Annotated in this window: 13 protein-coding genes; 10 read left to right on the plus strand and 3 right to left on the minus strand. The window is 40.2% G+C overall.

What is annotated here, in order from left to right; genetic code table 11:
• Nucleotides 1-140: 140 nt before the first annotated feature.
• Nucleotides 141-389: a YkgJ family cysteine cluster protein gene (locus F9Y84_RS05380; protein WP_128732645.1), complete on the plus strand. Its 249-nt coding sequence runs from the start codon at nt 141-143 to the stop codon at nt 387-389.
• 478 nt (nt 390-867) lie between these two features.
• On the opposite strand, the gene rsmF is transcribed toward F9Y84_RS05380, so the two are convergent.
• Nucleotides 868-2,307 (minus strand): 16S rRNA (cytosine(1407)-C(5))-methyltransferase RsmF, encoded by a 1,440-nt coding sequence (gene rsmF / locus F9Y84_RS05385; RefSeq protein WP_147389905.1) that lies wholly within the window; start codon nt 2,305-2,307, stop codon nt 868-870.
• A 150-nt stretch (nt 2,308-2,457) separates the two neighbouring features.
• Here rsmF and F9Y84_RS05390 point away from each other — a divergent pair, with 150 nt between their 5' ends.
• From F9Y84_RS05390 to F9Y84_RS05405, 4 genes are all read left to right on the plus strand, one after another.
• Entirely contained in the window at nt 2,458-3,885 is a 1,428-nt protein-coding gene (locus F9Y84_RS05390) for a sigma-54 interaction domain-containing protein (protein WP_147389904.1), read from the plus strand.
• Between the two features lie 141 nt (nt 3,886-4,026).
• Nucleotides 4,027-5,409, plus strand: a complete 1,383-nt coding sequence (gene ccoG, locus F9Y84_RS05395; RefSeq protein WP_128731559.1) for a cytochrome c oxidase accessory protein CcoG — start codon at nt 4,027-4,029, stop codon at nt 5,407-5,409.
• A gap of 402 nt (nt 5,410-5,811) precedes the next feature.
• A complete protein-coding gene (locus F9Y84_RS05400; RefSeq protein ID WP_147389903.1) occupies nt 5,812-6,387 on the plus strand; it encodes a cytochrome b in 576 nt (191 codons plus the stop codon).
• A 3-nt stretch (nt 6,388-6,390) separates the two neighbouring features.
• The gene (locus F9Y84_RS05405; RefSeq protein ID WP_125252691.1) at nt 6,391-6,963 is read left to right on the plus strand and encodes a YceI family protein; all 573 of its coding nucleotides are present in this window, start codon (nt 6,391-6,393) and stop codon (nt 6,961-6,963) included.
• 78 nt (nt 6,964-7,041) lie between these two features.
• Here F9Y84_RS05405 and F9Y84_RS05410 read toward each other — a convergent pair whose 3' ends face one another.
• Nucleotides 7,042-7,827: a transporter substrate-binding domain-containing protein gene (locus F9Y84_RS05410; protein WP_147389902.1), complete on the minus strand. Its 786-nt coding sequence runs from the start codon at nt 7,825-7,827 to the stop codon at nt 7,042-7,044.
• 510 nt (nt 7,828-8,337) lie between these two features.
• Here F9Y84_RS05410 and F9Y84_RS05415 point away from each other — a divergent pair.
• The 5 genes from F9Y84_RS05415 (at nt 8,338) to F9Y84_RS05435 (ending at nt 17,689) form a co-directional block, all read left to right on the plus strand.
• A complete protein-coding gene (locus tag F9Y84_RS05415; RefSeq protein WP_147389901.1) occupies nt 8,338-8,925 on the plus strand; it encodes a dienelactone hydrolase family protein in 588 nt (195 codons plus the stop codon).
• A 134-nt stretch (nt 8,926-9,059) separates the two neighbouring features.
• On the plus strand, nt 9,060-10,037 hold the full coding sequence (locus F9Y84_RS05420) for an acetoacetate decarboxylase family protein (protein ID WP_147389900.1): 978 nt from the start codon (nt 9,060-9,062) through the stop codon (nt 10,035-10,037).
• Nucleotides 10,038-10,137: 100 nt separating this feature from the next.
• On the plus strand, nt 10,138-12,378 hold the full coding sequence (locus F9Y84_RS05425) for an NAD(P)-binding protein (RefSeq protein ID WP_147389899.1): 2,241 nt from the start codon (nt 10,138-10,140) through the stop codon (nt 12,376-12,378).
• A 291-nt stretch (nt 12,379-12,669) separates the two neighbouring features.
• A complete protein-coding gene (locus F9Y84_RS05430) occupies nt 12,670-14,907 on the plus strand; it encodes a TonB-dependent receptor (RefSeq protein WP_147389898.1) in 2,238 nt (745 codons plus the stop codon).
• A gap of 88 nt (nt 14,908-14,995) precedes the next feature.
• Nucleotides 14,996-17,689 carry an ATP-binding protein gene (locus F9Y84_RS05435; RefSeq protein ID WP_373865582.1) on the plus strand — a complete coding sequence of 898 codons (2,694 nt, stop codon included), beginning with the start codon at nt 14,996-14,998 and terminating at the stop codon, nt 17,687-17,689.
• A 5-nt stretch (nt 17,690-17,694) separates the two neighbouring features.
• Here the strand turns inward: F9Y84_RS05435 and F9Y84_RS05440 are convergent, their stop codons facing one another.
• Complete coding sequence (locus F9Y84_RS05440) at nt 17,695-18,531, minus strand: hypothetical protein (RefSeq protein ID WP_147389897.1); 837 nt, start codon at nt 18,529-18,531, stop codon at nt 17,695-17,697.
• Nucleotides 18,532-18,565 lie beyond the last annotated feature (34 nt).

Consider the following 18,565-nt stretch of genomic DNA (forward strand, 5'->3'; position numbering starts at 1 on the left):
GTTTAAATCCTACGGGAATATGTAACAAAGCTTTGCGTACCTAAATTAATCGTTACATTCAGTAGTAATATGGAAGTTTTTACGAAATGGCAATTTTTCGATAAAATGCACAAATGATGAGAATTTTAGTGAGAAGCTAGATGGACTGTAGACTTGGCTGTGGGGCTTGTTGCATTGCACCGAGCATTTCAACGCCTATCCCGGGTATGCCTAACGGTAAAGTAGCTGGGCAGCGGTGTATTCAGCTTGATGAAAACAACCTTTGTAAATTGTTTAATAAGCCCGAACGCCCCCCTGTTTGTCTTCAATTTAAACCCATGAGGGATGTATGTGGTGATTCAAATGAGGCCGCGATGAAAATTATTACTGAACTTGAGTTACTGACCTAGTTTGGCTGGAGTTTGTCGGCTTTTATACCAATTTTCTTAATTAAGTGGTTTATGTTGAGGCGAGAAAATCTTGTTGATAACCCCGCTACCGCGTCCTGCTATCGCCAAGGTACCTACATCTGTGTAGGCAAGGCATAAATTTTGCTATTTAGTTGTTCTAAATAAGAAATTTTTAACGCTGTTAGCATCAGATTTACTCCTTCAAATTGAGCAAGTATTAAGCCAAATTAGTATAAGTAAAAAAACGCCCAGAGACTTACCTGCAAGCTCTGGGCTTAGGGAAAGGCTCAAGGTTGAGCCGTGCGCTAACTAAAAACACCTTCTAAGACTTTAGGGAGAAGTAGAAAGTAACGTTAAGTTTAGTTAACCTTTCAGCGTTTTTACAAATAAATGAACTATTTATTAAGTTTATAAAAAACATAGTGTTACCTGTGATATTCTTAATCGATATTAAAAATATCAAAAGGGTATATTCAGGTTATACCCAAGTTATTAACAGGTCGTCTTTAATCAAATCACGCGGTAAACTATTTTTCACTTTGTTTTTTTGCCATTTACCCAGTCCAATGGCACTGCCACATAGCATTAGTACGACTTCTCCGGTCAGGGTTGTTGTTGTATCTAAACGGATGTCTTTGCCGTTGAAATAATCTCTGGCTTGAGTTTTTGTTAGTTCAAGTATGTTTTGCGTTGCAAGATGGCCAAATGCGGTGGCAAATTCGTGTTCTAGCCTTATCCCATTTTTGTGAGTCGTACCCACTAAAATACCGATACGAGCATATTTTATCCGAGCTTGAATTGCATCAAAACCATTGGGAAAGAGCCATACTTCTTTGTCTCTTGCCATTAATGTACCTTGAAGCTCGCTGATACCAAATTGCTTCTTTAAAACACTGGAAAAGGTTTGAGCGGTTTTTTTATCAACGGGGTTAAAAGGAAATACGCCTTTTTTTTGTTTCGGATCCTTTGCAGGAACACTCATGATCTTCGTAAATTTGGCAATAAAGAAACCTTCGCTATCATAAACTTGAGGCCAGATGTGCAGATACCCCTCGGGTGTCACAGCATCTTCAGCGCCTTCGAATAACGTCGCTAGACTCTCTATTGATACAGCGTCGGGGTAACTGTCTACTAGATATTGACAAACCTGTTGATTTTCTATTGGCGTTAATGTGCATGTCGAGTAGACAAGACTACCACCTGGCTTTAATGCCTGAAACGCACTATCAATCAGTTGTTTTTGTACGGCCGCAATTTCAACATTAGACTCAATAGACCAATTTTTTAGTGCATTAGGGTCTTTTCGTACAGTCCCTTCACCTGAGCATGGTGCATCCAGTAAAATATTGTCGAAACATTCGTACATATAGTCACCGAAAATACAGCCATCAAAATGAGATAAGGCAACATTGTGTATTCCCATGCGTTTCATATTGGCCGCAAGCGCTTTTAAACGTGATGAAGATAGTTCATTGGCGACTAACACCCCATGTCCGCCCATATATGCTGCAAGTTGTGACGTTTTTGAACCTGGTGCTGAGGCCATATCGAGATTGATATCATTGTCAGTAATCGTGGTTTTGAGCGCTGTTGGCGGTAACATCGAGCTGGCTTCTTGAACATAGATACAACCACTCAAATGAATATCTGTATTACCAATCGCCAATTTCGCTTCTTCTATATCACTTCTTGTTATCCAAAAGCCTTCTTCACACCACGGGATAGGCTGAGCATGCCAGTCGTTCTCGCGACAATATTGCAAAAATTCAGTGATAGACATTTTCAATGTGTTCACTCTGATTGCTCGACGCAGCGGTGACTGACAGGTAGCAATAAAATCATCAATACTCAGGTGTGCAGGAAGATAAGTTTTTACATCATCTATGAAGTCGTTAGGAATATAGGTTGTTTTGTCCACGAGTAAACTCAGGTTGTAAGTTTTTCACTATTTTATACCAATTAGCTTGGAAAAATGCAGATTTGTTACCTATGTAGGCGTTTTTGAACAACTGGCTGACATCACTTGCAAATAGAGATAGAATGTTCGCGAAATATCGCGAGGTTTTGTATGTCTATTATTAAACATTTTTTGGCTGATCCCAAACTACTGTTGAATGCAGTGGGGGAAGGGATCTATGGTTTTGATTTATCTGGAAACGCAGTGTTTGTTAATCCCGCAGCGGAGCGGATGACGGGCTGGCAAAGTGCCGAATTGCTGGGCAAAAAGATCCATCAATACCATCATCATAGTCACGCTGATGGCAGTGAGTATCCCGCAGATGAATGTAAAATATATAAAACGATGTTTGATGGTAAAACACGCCAAGTACAGCATGAGGTGTTTTGGCGAAAGGATGGTAGTTGTTTTCCTGTGGAGTATACGTCTACGCCTATATATAAAGATAAACAAATTATAGGAGCAGTCGCGATATTTCGCGATGTTTCACAGCAACACAATACGGAAAACGCATTACGCGAGGCATTAAATAAAGTTCAAGTACTTACCGAGCAGCTCAAAGATGAAAATGCTTACTTGTTAGAAACCTTAAATGAAAATTGGCAAGACTCTGGATTAGTCGGTAACAGCGATATATTTCAAGCTATGTTAGCGCAGCTAGAGTTAGTGAGTAAGACCGACAGTACAGTATTGATTTTGGGTGAAAATGGTACAGGTAAGGAGCTAGTTGCAAGAAACTTACACCGCCTTAGTGAGCGATCATCACAGCCGTTTGTCAAAGTGAATTGCGCTGCATTTTCTCCCACATTAATAGAATCAGAGCTGTTTGGTCATGAAAAAGGGGCATTTACTGGAGCCAATGAAAAACGAAAAGGGCGGTTTGAACTGGCAGATAAGGGCACCATCTTTTTAGATGAAATAGGTGAATTACCATTAGAAGCACAAAGTAAGTTATTGAGAGTTTTGCAAGAGCGCGAGTTTGAAAGAGTTGGTGGGAGTAAGTCTATTCGAGTTGATATCCGTATTGTTGCTGCGACTAACCGCGATCTGCGGCAGATGGTTGAAGAGGGGAGTTTTAGAATGGATCTCTATTATCGCTTAAATGTTTTTCCTATTCGAGTACCTGCACTACGTGAGCGTATTGAAGACATCCCTGTATTGGCAAACAATCTCATTATGCAACTCAATAAAAAGCTCGGTAAGCAACTAAAAGGTATTTCTAAAAAAGCACTCTATGCGTTACAAGGCTATGATTGGCCGGGAAATATTCGCGAGTTACAAAATATACTAGAGAGAGAGGCTATTTTATCTAAGGGGCGGTTGCTTGATTTATCTCAATCACTCAACCTATCTGAGCAAACAAGAGCAGAGCATGGTGTATTAACACTCGCGCAAGCCGAAGCCGAACATATTACAAGGGTACTTGATATGTGCAATTGGAAAATATCAGGCACAAATGGCGCAGCAGAGAAGCTGGGTTTACCGGAAAGTACGCTAAGGTCTAAAATGAAAAAGCTGAAAATTAGCAAAGATCCGTGATATTTCGCGGTTGTTCGTGATATTTCGCGATTTAATATTTTTTCCATTTTAAAAGTTGTTTATAATCAATTGTTTATAAACTTTCAGTTTGGTCTGAAAGTTGCAATATAAACTTTGTGTATTACCAATGTAGCAAATAACATGAAGTTTGATATCAAAGAAGAAGACATGATCATTAAGCCCTACAAGCAAGAGGGGCCAATTTACGTCAGAGAGCAAAAAGGGTTTTTTCAAAAAATAAGGAGAAACCTAGGTTGGTTCTTAATGTTAACTTTCGTTCTTATTCCTTGGATCCCATATAACGGGCAACAGGCCATATTGCTCGATTTTGGTACTCAGCAGTTTAAGATCTTCGGAGCCACTTTCCTACCACAAGACTTTATGATTTTGGCATGGATTTTCATGGTGGGTGCGTTTGCACTATTTTTTGTCACAACATGGCTTGGACGCGTTTGGTGCGGCTATACATGCCCACAAACAATTTGGATGCTCATGTTTACTTGGGTTGAGCATCGAGTTGAGGGGACTCGCAACCAAAGAATAAAACTTGATAAATCAGATTGGGATAGCAAAAAAATCGCTAAAAAAACGGCTAAGCATGCTATATGGCTGTTCATTTCAGTATTCACTGCCACCTCCTTTATGGCTTACTTTATTCCTGCAAAAGAGCTATATCTGGACATGTTTACATTACAGTGGAGTGGCCTTACCTCCTTTTGGGTATTTTTATTTGCATTTTGTACTTATGGTAATGCGGGCTTTCTGCGTGAAAAAATGTGTACCGTCGCATGTCCATACTCGCGCTTTCAATCCGTTATGTTTGATAAAGATACACTCGTTGTAACTTATGATAGCGGGCGTGGTGAAAACAGAGGTCGTCGTAAACGTAAGGATGATCCAAAGCAAAAGGGGTTAGGTGACTGTGTTGATTGTAACCTGTGTGTTGAAGTTTGCCCCGCTGGTATAGATATTCGTAATGGCTTGCAATATGAATGTATAAACTGTGGGTTGTGTATTGATGCGTGTAATGAAACGATGAATAAATTTGGTTATCAACCAGATCTGATCAAATATCAAAGCGAACACCAGCAAGCAGGTAAAAAATCTAATCCATTTAGGCTAAAAATTGTTGGTTATGGTGCGATCACGGTATTGATCATGGTTACTATGGTAATTTGGGCATTCAACCGTACACCGATAGAAGCATCCGTGATCCGTGACCGTAATGCACTGTACCGTGTTAATTATGAAGGGTTAGTAGAGAACCCTTATACCTTGAGTGTGATAAATAAAACACAGCATGACTTGACGTATACGGTAAGTTTAAAAGGTTTGCCAAATGCCAAATTGACCGCTCCGGTGACAACCCACATTGCTGGTGGAGATATGGCATTGATCCCAGTAACAGTTACAGCTGATGGTTATGACTTAAAAGGTAAGCGGATCCCAATTCAATTTACGATTGAGTCGCAACAGGATGCAACGATTAGTATTACAAAAGATAGCTATTTTTATAAAAACTAGCACGATTTAATGAATTGAGTACTGATTGTATAAGCTACACAAGCTAGATAGATTTGCGAAGTGTGGCTGATACAATCACTCAAGGTGTTGATTTTCCCTATACCAATTTGACTAATCAGAAATCTAGTTGAGGTGAGTAATCCTATAACCGCCACATAAAAGTCTTGCTATGTCCTTCTTTAGCGAGTGCCTTTAGTGCCAGTTAAGTCAGGTTTGCTCTCTTATACTGATGCTGTATTACGCCGAACTGGTATTACACTCCCCCGACGTAATGCGCCCTCTAGTAGGGCGCTTTTTTACATGTGCATAAATGCACATCCAATCGCTAAATATCGCTATTTCTCTTCGTACTATTAGCGTTTACTATGTATGTTATTGAGAATGAGTTTTATTAGCTAAATTATGTTTAAAAATACACGTCAAAGATATGGTGTAATAGCCATCATATTTCATTGGCTCAGTGCTTTTGTAGTATTCGGCATGTTTTGCCTTGGCATATATATGGTAGAGCTAAGCTATTATGATCCATTTTATCGGGATGCGCTGTACATTCATAAAAGCGTTGGCATATTACTGTCCATATTGATACTACTGCGCTTGGTCTGGAAGTGGTTAAATCCCGCGGTTAAACCTTTAAGCGCAGCAACACCTCTACAAAGGCTACAAAACATTCTGGCGGGATGTGTTCATCTAGTTTTGTACTTAGGTTTAGTTACTTTATTTTTATCTGGATACCTGATCTCGACCTCTGATGGCAGAAGTATAGAGGTGTTTGGTTGGTTTTCCGTCGCAAGTGCAGGTGAGCTATTTGATCGTCAAAGCGATATAGCGGGCACTATTCACCTATACGTTGCGTGGGGGCTATTAGCTGTCGTTGTAATCCACATCTTAGGCGCCTTAAAGCATCATTTTATAAACAAAGATCAGACCTTAGCGCGCATGATTAAGGTTATGACTCCAAAAAAACATGAGGAATAACACATGAAAACACCATATTTAGCTGCTGGTATTGCAGCTTTGACAATGGCCGTGAGTGCCAGTGCTGCTGATTATACTATTGATACCAAGGGCGCACATGCGTTTGTTAATTTCAAGATTAAGCATTTGGGATATAGTTGGTTACATGGTCGTTTTAACAACTTTGAGGGGGAGTTTAGTTATGATGCCAAAAACCCAAATACCTCAAAGATAAATGTAGTCATTGATACAGCGTCTATTGACTCAAATCATGCAGAGCGTGATAAACACCTACGAGGCAGTGATTTTTTAAACGTGAAAGCACATCCAAAGGCCATATTTAAAAGTGAGTCCATCACGTTTAGTGACCAAACACACGCAAACGTTGTTGGCACTTTTACATTAAATGGTGTGACCAAAGAGATAGCTTTTGACGTTAAAAAAGTAGGAGAGGGTCAAGATCCATGGGGAGGCTATCGAGTTGGTTTTGAAGGCGAAACACAGCTAAAACTTGCAGATTACGGCATTGACTATGATTTGGGGCCGGCTTCCACACACGTGACTATTGGTCTGCATTTGGAGGGGATCCGCAAATAATACGAACTAAGAGCTAGTCTTATTTAATTCATTTGTAATGATGTCATAAACCGCTTTGCTATCTACGCTAAGCGGTTTTCACTTATTAAAAACACTTGCCAATTGAGGTCTAAATTGCTCGGGTAGCCACCGAGACATTGTCAATCTGTAGCGCTCGTCTTTATGGACATTCCCTAAAGCCAAACTAATTGCCGCGGCATCTTCTTGACCTTTCGCATTTTTACTGCACCCAGCAAATCCTGTTGTTATTTGAGACGTAAGGTCAAGCCTAACCTGAGTTAACTCATCAAGTTTGTCTACATGTAATTTATGATAGTAATGCTCACTTGGATAACCCAATATCACATCAACGCGCTTTTTAATTAACATGACCGTTAAGCTCGCCAGAGCATCACGCCCTGGTCTTATTGACACTTGTTTATTGGGTAAATTAGTAAGCAATGTGTCGAGCTCATCACCAAATGAGCGGTTAGCCGCAATGCCTACATTTAGCTTATGCTTTGTCACCAGTGAAGCGAGGTTGATGGCCTTATCTTTAACACCTAGAGCGTGAGCGACATCTTTGCGCAGCGCAACTGATGTTGACAATCCGATGGTCGAATACTCGTCACTGAATGCGATGTGCTGCTGACGATCTGCGGTTTTATACAAAGAGATGACACAATACTGGTTATTAACATTTGATAATTCGTGTATCGCTCTTGAAGCGGGATATAACTTATAGTTGAAGGTATAGTCAGGCATATATTGTTGAATGAGTTGAATTAGTAATTCATCTCTTCCTTGGCCTTCTAATCGATCGGCAAGGATATAATAAGGCGCAAAGTCGATGACTATCCATGTAATTTGCTTAGCATGACTCATACTGGCATATGTTATTGTGAGAAAAAACAATATGATTTTAATCAAACTTTAAAGCCCTTAACGCGCATATACTAAGCTTAGCATCACCTGCGTTATTGATGATTAAATTAATGTATATTTAATTTGTATTTAATGTTTACAGTAGGGAGGGGTGTGCTAGTTTTAAATAAAGTCTTAGTTTTGGGAAAATAGACGTTTTAGAATGGTTGTGGCAAGTAGCCGAACTCTTTTGAAAATGTTTAGCGCTAACATGTCCTATTGTGTACATGACCTATTTTACTGTTCTGATTTATAAAGCATATTATACCAAGCTAAGATAGTATCTCGTTTTTATAATCGTTTTTTAGTTAGCTAATGGGAGTGTGCTTTTGTAGCGAGCCTACTATGGCGCAACACGGGCTATTTAAGTAAACCATTTCTGCATACTGCAAGCTAATTTGACGATCATGAGACCAAAAAGGTAAGGAAGCCAGTCAAACCAATAACGATAAATTATTATAAGGAAAATCTATGACTATTCTGATTGTAACCGACATATTTGGCCACACAGAGCATGTTAATCGGTTTGCTAATAGCCTTGGTAGAGATGTAAAGGTACTTTCACCTTATGTTGAGGAGCCAACGAATGTCACAGAGGCTGAATGCTATCAATTTTTTTTAGCTCAATGTGGCCATCAACGTTTTGCCGAAAAAGTCGTCGCAGCTATTGATGCTCTCAATCCAAAATTAATTATCGGCTTTAGTGCAGGCGGCGCAGCTGCTTGGGTTGCCTTATCTGAATTCAGTAGTGTCAATTCGGTCGAGCATCTGATTGCTTTTTACCCAAGTCAACTGAGAAATCACTTACAGCATAAGCCTAATTGTGATGTTTCTATATTCTTTGCCCAAGTTGAACCACATTTTGATGTTGAGCCTGTTATTGATACGCTTCGGTGTAAAAAGGGAGTAAGTTGCGTGAGGACAAGATATTTACATGGTTTTATGAATAAGCTATCTACTAACTTTGATTCTTACGCATATTCTCATTATCAATATTTTTGCCAAAGGGAAGGACGGGTTAGCTCAACCCCAGTGTTGGCTGAACCTGTTACTTTGTAGTCAGCTGGAAGACTGGGGAGTTAACACCCTCACAGTAGCCAACTTTATGCTACCTGGACTTGAAGCATAGGTGATTTGGAACTAAACCTGACACTAGTTATATGTTTTTCTTGATTATATTAAAGGAGTGTAAGATGTATCCAGAGTTACCAGACTATCGACATTTTTATAGTAATCCTATTGCAAAGCCTCCTTGTCGAATGCTTAATGCGCAAATGTATGGCTTTTTTGTTGAAGGTGAAAAAGCAAAAATTCAGGCTTATATCGATAGCACATTAAATACAGTGCCAAGTAGTGATTTCACATTCAAGGCACTAACTAATTGGTGTTTGCTAACGTTTACTGACATTGAAAATATTGCGTCAAAAGTGGCACCGTTTTCTGATTATGGATATATGCAGGAAACGGATATTATTATTTGGTTACCGATACTTAAGGTCAGTCTTGAGATCCGAAAGGCTGAACACCTTTATTGGTATCCAGCATTTATTGCGGTGAATAACATAAATGCACTTATCAATGGCAGAGAGATTTGGGGTTACAACAAATACTTGTGCCGTTATCGAATGCCTGAGCAATTTGGCAAGCCACTGCACTTTTCTCTTTCTCTAGATACCTTCAAAACATTTAACCCAAGCACCAAGATGGATTGGCATGACTTATTATCAATTTATCCAGAAGATGATGATGAATCTTGGTTAAAAGAGGTGTTGGAAGTTGGTGACGAAATAGCAACCCTTTTTAAAGCTTCTGTATGTGATTTAGATGTGGATAGCCAATTTTTGAAGCAGTTTCTGTCCGGGTTTACACATCCACAAATGGATCAAATCCTGTTCAAACAAATTCCTGATGGTTATGGTGAAAAAGCCGTGTATTCAGCTGTGGTACACTCACCGTCTGAAGTAAAGAAAATTCATAAAATTGGCTTCATAAAGGATGACCTGCATCTTGATCTTCAACACCTAGATTCATTTCCGTTAAACAAGATGTTTGGCATCCCACTCGGTAAAAGTGAATTAAAACTTCCGTACTATGTAAAAATGGATTTTGATCAAGCGGGTGTAGAGGAGATTGTATCGACGACTTCAGGCATAACAACTCAACGCAGATAATCGAAGCTCAAAAGCGATATACGTCTGTTAAGTGGTCTCTCGGTATTGCTAAGCCTCATTATTGAGTGCATTAAACTAATGTTACGTGAATGGAATAACTATGAACAAACAGAAAGTGGCTATCCTTGGGGGCGGCGTTTCTGCTATGACAGCTGCTGTATATATGACAGAGCAAGAAAACTGGCAAGAACGCTATGACATTACAATATATCAGCAAGGCTGGCGGTTAGGAGGTAAAGGTGCGAGTGGACGCAATCCAAAACATGGTGAGCGCATCGAAGAGCATGGTCTACATGTGTGGTTTGGTGCCTATGTAAATTCGTTTCGAATGATTGAGACTGTGTATGACAAACTAGCTCGCCCAAGTGACAAGCCCATCCACACGTGGGAGCAAGCCTTAAAACCACATAGTTTGGTTGTACTTCAAGAATACATAGATAGGCAGTGGCAGACTTGGTCTGTTGACTTTCCAACTATCCCAGGCAATCCAGCAAACGGTACATTGGATTTACATTTTTGGCAGATTTTAAAACTTCTTGCTGCGTGGCTACATAAATGGGTTGACGATATAGAAGATGAAGTCGTGAAGACACATAAAACAACACAACTCATAACAAGAAAAAATAGAGATAAAAGTTTATTGGCACATTTAGGGCAGGAAGTCAGTAATTTCTTTGATGATATTGAGGACAAAGCGAAGCGTTTGTTTGATGAGGCGGAGCAACAAATTCAGGAAGTGCTGTCGACTCCTAAATTATTGATTGCTCAACTAGATGCTTTTTTAACAGTAAGAGGATCAGACCATCGTTTAGGAAACAAGAAAGATCACCTAGTAGTATGGTACATGGTGCGTAAAATTAGGCGTTGGCTGAAATCAGAGGTAAATGACTTAATTGATGATAATCCGATCATAAGACGTTTATATATATGTCTTGACCTAGGTATTGCTATGATTATCGGATTATTGCGCGATAAAGTGTATTCCAGAGGCTTTGGATACATTGATAAATATGATTTTAAACAATGGCTCAGGCGTAATGGTGCTAATGAAACACTGTCTGTAGAGTCCGCTCCGGTAAGGGGATTCTATGACCTCGTGTTTGGCTACGAGGATGGTGACTTTGAAAAGCCCAATGTTGAAGCTGGAGTCGCTTCTCTTGCTATGCTGAGAATTATGCTGTGTTACCGCGGCGGTGTGATGTGGAAAATGCAGGCTGGTATGGGAGATATTATCTTTGCACCCATATACGAATTATTAAAAGCAAGAGGAGTAAAATTCGAATTTTTCAACCAAGTTGAAGCGCTCAAAGGCGTGACTTGCGGTGAAAGCAATTATGTTGATGAAATCACTATTATTGAACAGGTAAAATTAAATTCTGCGCAGTCATATTCTCCATTAATGCCTGTGAAAGACTTGCCATGTTGGCCAAGCGAACCGATTTGGGGGCAAATTGACCAACAGCAAGTTGAATTGATCCAACAGCATGAGGTGAACTTGGAATCTTATTGGTCCAATTGGGAGTCGATATACCAACACACATTTGGACAGCCACTTCCGCGGAAAACGCTAAAGCGTGCTGTAGATTTTGATTTAGTTATTTTTGGAATATCTGTGGCTGGACTTTCGCCACTTTGTGAAAATTTATTGGATCAAGATGAAAAGTTAAAGCAACAAGCAACAAATGTTAAAACAGTAGCCACGCAAGCGATGCAGCTATGGTTGACTAAAACAGACAGTGAATTGGGTTTTCATGACCCTTCACAAAGCGATGAAAGGCCAATTTTGAGTGCTTTCTCGAAGCCTTTTGACACATGGGCTGCGATGTCTAATTTACTTGAAGTTGAGGATTGGAAAGACCAAAAGCCGAGTAATATAGCTTACTTTTGTAGTGCATTTACCTGTGCCAATTATCCGCCACCATCAGATCATCATTTTCCCGAGCGTATGAAAGCTGAAGTAAAAGAAAACGGTTTAAAGAAGTTAACCAGTCAGATGCAGCCACTTTGGCCAGAAGCTTACCATGGAGATGACTTCGACTGGAACGTGTTGTTTGATAGAGGTAATACTTCTGGCGCGACAAGGTTTGACGCACAATATTGGCGGGTTAATGTAGATCCTAGTGAGCGATATGTATTAAGCGTGGTTGGCAGTAGTAAGTTCCGCCTAGCAACGAATGAGACTGTATTTAGTAATCTTTATCTGACGGGGGATTGGATAAAAACAGGAGTGAATGCTGGGTGTGTAGAGGCCGCTGTAATGGCGGGTATGCAAACGAGTAGAGCAATTACAGGTTATCCAGAGCAAATCAGTGGTGAGCAAGGGTTTGCACCATTTGACTGATATGCGGTGGAAAATGAGACCCATGACCACTCGATATTTCAAATAACGGTATTAGTGTGAGGTTTTAACTTTGGTTATCGGGTACGGAAACTACCGTACTTGATACCAAGATGTTGGGGTCGCTGTAAAACTTTTAGATGAGACAGCGCTGGAAGGAGCTATTTAAAAAAAACAATAACTTAGCTTGTTTCACACCGAGACTTCTGGTTAATTAAGTGTAATTACTTGGGGGTCGTTTTAATTCAGCTATACTGAAAGTGCAATTGCATGATATAGCTAGGGATTAAAACTATGCCACATTCAAATGTGCTGATGAACACGGTTACTCTTGCGTTACTTTTTGCTATCTCTTCAGAGGCAAGTGCCAAAGCAGAAAATATCGAAATAATCGAAGTCTATGCACAGAAAAGAAAGCAATCCATTAATGATGTTGCGATTGCCGTCAAACCTATTTTTGGCAGTCTAATCAAAGATGCCGCGGTGAAAGATACAACTGAGCTTGGAAGCCTCGTATCTAATGTAAAAATTAGCCAAAACGCGGCAGAGGGTACACCACCTGCGATAAACATAAGAGGGGTGGGACTGGTTGATTATAACACCGCGAATACTTCTCCCATTGGTTTATATCTTGATGGAATTTCTGTTGGCTCTGCAAATAATCAAATCATTAATCTATTTGATATGGAGCAAATAGAGGTATTGAAAGGGCCACAAGGGACGCTGTTTGGGCGCAACACGACAGGTGGTGCTATTTTGCTAAGGACTAAGCGTCCTGAGGATGGCGATTATGCTTATCTTACCGCCGGGATTGGCTCTGACTCCCTTTCAAGTGCCTCGACAGTAATCAATCTGAGTCTTACTAACGATAGTGCGATGAGGTTTGCCGGAAGCCACAAAAAGTACGATTACACCACATACAATCTTGATGATCGCTTTCCTGAAGCTGGTATGGAACAAAATGATGCTCGGTTAAGTTATTTTGGTGAATTTGACGATTTTAGCCTTTTCATAAAGGCTGATTATGGTCATTGGAATGGTTTGGTACAGCCAGTTGGTAACATTGGTATTTACGCAAACCCTGCTGATGGAACGAGATGCGCCTATTCACAGCTTGGCAGCAGTAATTGTGTCGATCTATTTGGCTTTAATAGCGGCAGCGACGATTTTTGGGCTGTAAGAGTGAATAACTATCAGCAACATCACAGCGTGAGCAAAGGGCTCACCGGAGAGTTAACTTATCAACTGGCTGAACAGTCGCAACTTGTATATTTGAGCGCTTTTAATCGGTTGGATCGCATACATGGGTTTAATTGCGATGGTAGTATTTTTTCACTATGCGAGGGAGAGTTAGGGCTAAAAACTGAAAAGTTAACTAATGAACTGCGATATGAGCAAGGCAGTTCACGTGGGTTTTTAACGCTGGGTTTATTTCAACTTGAAGAGCGTATTTACCAAGATAACTACAATGATCTTTTACGCGACTTACGAGGAACCGAAAACGGCTCGAGTGCAGCAACTTTCTACTATGATAACGATATAGAGATCTCCTCGCATGCAATTTTTGGTCAGTATGAGTACAGGCTGAGTGAGGAAACCGCGCTATTATTGGGCTTGAGGTATAGTGATGAAAAAGTCGACTACGATACTTTTTCCTACATGAACATCCCATTTGGCGACAACACTGCTGGGATCTTAATTCCTTCATACGACATACAAGGTGAAACATCGGATACCAACCTATCAGGTAAATTCTCCGTGATCCATAAGCTCGAATCAACTAAAAGCTTGTATTATAGCCTTGCAAATGGGGTGAAAAGTGGTGGATACAATGGTGGTTTCTTGGTGTCTCGCTCGGCTGCTTTACGAGCTAGCTACGGACCAGAAAAGCTGATTGCGCATGAGCTGGGCGCAAAGTTAATGTTCGAACCGATTGACCTACGCACTAACTTTGCGGCTTTCTATTATGATTATAAAGATCAACAGGTTTTTATGAATCAAGCCTCAGAGATCCCTGGAGCGCCCCCTTATCAACTATTAAAAAACGTGGGCAAGTCGACTATTTATGGAGTTGAGCTAGAAAACACTTGGGGCGTGTCGAAACAAACTCAGGTTTCACTAGATGTTGGTTATATTCCAGAGGCTAACTTTGAAGAGTTTGTGGATCCACTCGGAGTCGCCTTAACAGACAATCGGCTCCCTTTCACATCCAAATGGAATATTGCAGGCCATGCTGAGCATAAATTTAGTTGGAACTCTGTCGGAGTAAAAGCGAGAGTTGGCTTTGATTATCAAAGTGAATACTATTTCGATCAAAATGAGTCGCTATACGCCTCTCAGCCGAGTTATATTCTGTGGAATGCTAATTTACAGTTCAAATATGATAAGTGGCAAGTTGGAGTGTGGGGTAAAAACCTTCTTGATAAAGAATATAGTCATTTAATCTTCGACTTAAGTAGCTTTATAGGCATGCTTGAAGATTTTAAAGGGGAAGGAAGAAGAATTGGACTCGATGTTACCTACCACTTTTAAGTTTTAATTCGTGGAAAAATAGTAATTAGATTTTTGAGGTATAAAATTGCGCAAATTAGGTGAAAAGAAAGCAGCTCATAGAAAAGGGATGCCCGTTAGCATGCGCTTTTTATCTATTTTGCTCTGTATTTTTTGGTTTTCGGGAGCCTGTTTTGCTGATCAAACATCGTTGACACTTTCACAACCTTGGCATTACCAAAACCTTCACAATATTGGGCGCATCTATGAGGCAGCATCTAGCACCCGATTTCCTCAGAATTGGGATGAGATACAGACTTGGGAATCCACTCAACAACCTTTTGAGAAAAGAGCTTTATTTTCAGGTCGGTATTTTTTAGTGACTAAAGTGAAGAATCAAAGTCCACTTAGTGAGTTTGTGTTATATCCCTACAACACCGTGCTGAGCAAAATTGAGTCTCGGATATACACGCCCCAATCTGTTATCAGTGTATTTTCCGGCGGTGTGGTCGAAAACGAGTTTGCATTTCACTATGGAAACCAAATTCATCTAGAGCCTAACCAAGAATATTATATTATTACTCTATTTGAGAGCGATTTTTTCTATACACCCGTCAAGCTGACTATTGAGCCGCTCAGGGACTTTGAACGCAAAATCGTATATGAAAACTTAATAATGACACTCTGCTTTGGGGTTGGCATTGTGCTGGGGTTATATAATCTACTTATTTATATCGGATCGAAAGATATTACCCACCTTTATTACGCGCTATTTACTTGTGTTTGGGTGTTTGCATGGAGTCATTTTTTTCACGTACCAGACCAATTGTTTGGGTTTTACTCAGCTAATCTTCATTGGTTGGGCTTTGCACTTGCACCGCTTACTAACGCACTGTTTTACATACACCTATTAAAGCTTAAAGATGCCCATCCAAACTATGTTTCAATTTCAATTTGGTTGGGGGTGATAGCTGCATTGGGTTTACCATTTTGCATTCTTTTTCCAGGGTTTGGCTTTATTTGGGCAACCTTAGTGACTGGTCTTGCAATGTGTTTTGGTTTATTTGTTGGGGTAAAGCGGTGGTCTGAAGGGTTTCAACCCGCACGCTATTTTGTTTTTGCTTATGTTGCTATGGCTGTGCCAAATATGATTGGTAATTTTACTAATCTCAGTTTACTTCCTGAGTCATCAAGCAATTTGTATTTGTATGGGCTGATAGGCTCGGCACTAGATGCACTTTTATTGGCTTTTGCCGTTGCTGATAAATTTAGGATCACCAGTGAGGAGAATATTGAGCTAAACAAAAACCTAGAAGCAAAAGTCCTGAAGCGCACTTATGAGTTAGAACAGGTCGCTGCAGAACTTAGAGATGCGAGTGAGGCAAAAAGCCGTTTTCTGGCAAATATGAGCCATGAAATTAGAACTCCTATGACTTCCATTATAGGTTATGCCGATGGCATTATGCTTGGAGATATAAAACCTCATGAGCGGAATCATGCAATATCAGTTATTTTGCAAAACTCGAGACATGTTTTAGGCTTGATAAATGATATTTTAGACATGTCTAAAATTGAAGCGAATAAACTTGAAGTTGAATTGGTTGAATCTAATCTCTTTCAGGCGATTGCACATGTGGACTCTCTACTGGGTAAGCAGATAAGAGATAAAGGGTTGGAATTTGCACTAAATTATCATTTCCCATTACCTGATTTTGTTGTAATAGACCCCACGCGGTTGCGCCAAATTTTGCTTAATTTAACCTCTAACGCCATGAAGTTTACCACGGTTGGGAAAATCTCAATCGATGTTGCGTGCCAAAATGAAAGGTTACTGATCACGGTGCGTGACACTGGGATAGGAATGACCGCAGATGAACAAAAGGAGTTATTTAGTGCGTTTTACCAAGCTGATTCTTCTACTTCAAGAAAGTATGGAGGAACTGGGCTTGGATTAAACATTTCAAAGAGTCTCGCGAATAAGTTAGATGGAGATATTTTTGTTGAAAGTGAGGTCGGCTCGGGCACAGCATTTACATTGTCGTTAGGGCTATATACGACGGAGAGAACTAGGTGGGTAGAAAGCTTAGCACAAATTGGGGATGTACGAGAGCATATCAAGGTGCCAGAAGAAATTACTCAGGCATTAAAAGGAGAGGTGTTACTCGCGGAGGATAATACCGATAACAGTAAGTTGATCAAACGGATCTTAGAAAGAATGGGATTATCAGTTACTGCTGTGGAAAATGGTCAACTTGCAGTACAAGCGGTGCTGGACAACGAATTTGATCTTATTCTGCTTGATATTCAGATGCCGGTTATGGATGGTGAACAAGCGTTTAGCTTTATTCAAGCGACAGGGGGCAGTACACCAGTGATTGCACTTACCGCCAACACCATGCAGCATGAAATCGATCGTTATTTGAAGTTAGGTTTTAGCGATCACCTTGCAAAGCCAATTGATAGACTTATCTTTAGTCAAAAAATAGCGCACTATCTGGATATTAAAGTAGAAGAAGAGCTTGACCTGCCAGAAGCTGAGTTTAATCAGCTTAAACAACAATATGTATCGGGATTACATGAACAAATCATACAAATTAAGAACCAAGCTAAGTATCAAGATTACGAGGCCTTAGCGAAGACGGTACATGCAATCAAAGGCACGGCTGCCATGTTTGACTGTATTGATATACATAAAATTGCCCATCAACTTGATGAAAAGTTGAAAAATAAACAGTTACAAAATATAGATACTCAGTTGCATGATTTGCTAGGTGCGATGACTCGCGCAATTGAATCTGGGAAACAAAAAAGTGAACAAGCGTGAACATGCTAGCGCAGTGGCTGGAGCGCATTTAGCTGAGATGAACTTATGATTGGAAAATCGCGTCTAAGTTTGTAACTGGCATAAAGGTTAGAAAAAATAGTCGTTTTAGATAGCCGATCAAGGTGTGCAATAAATAGTTGAGCACTGTGCCTTTGTCCTGAAGGGTGTGTCATTTTGCAGCAGCGTTGAAATTGTGCAATCAACGTTCTGACAGACTCTGATTTCCCCTTTGTAGATAGTGCCAAATCTGCCTCTATAAAAAAGGCGACTCCACTCCAGTACACTCGCTGCTGCGCGTTCAAAGACCACATGTTTTCGCTGACAGATGATAAAGTGCCCGGTACCGCCTTGGTATTGTCTCTGCCACGCTTTAATCCCGAGCGTAGTCGTAAGTTAAATTCATCGATGTCAAACACAGCATTGTCAAGCATGATGATATTTTGTAGGTAAGTGGCTAACCCTTCGGCTAGCCAAAAGTCAGGATAATCTAGTAATGGATGATAGAGGTGGGCAACTTCATGATAAATAGTCCAATCTTTAATTAATACCTCACTAGAAGTGAAACGTTTAACATGTAACTCCACTGAGTCATATTTCCCTCGCTTTATTGCCCCCCAAGGTACTGGCTCGGAAGCTAAGAAAACAGGCTCAACCGTAATGTTGAGTTTGGTTTGCTGCAAAGCGCCCAATGTCTTTTCAGTGGCCTCTATACTGTGCGAAACCCAAGTGTTGATGTGCTTCTGATCTGTATTACTTAGCCAGCTTGAATACATTAATTCAATGTGTGTTGCACCTACATTATTTGTAATGCAGGCCAGCGCAAATAAAATATAAAATCTCATGTTTATCGCTTTTTGGTTAGCACTAACGCAAAGG

Origin of the sequence: Pseudoalteromonas peptidolytica (genome assembly GCF_012641745.1) — a bacterium.
GTDB lineage: Bacteria > Pseudomonadota > Gammaproteobacteria > Enterobacterales > Alteromonadaceae > Pseudoalteromonas > Pseudoalteromonas peptidolytica.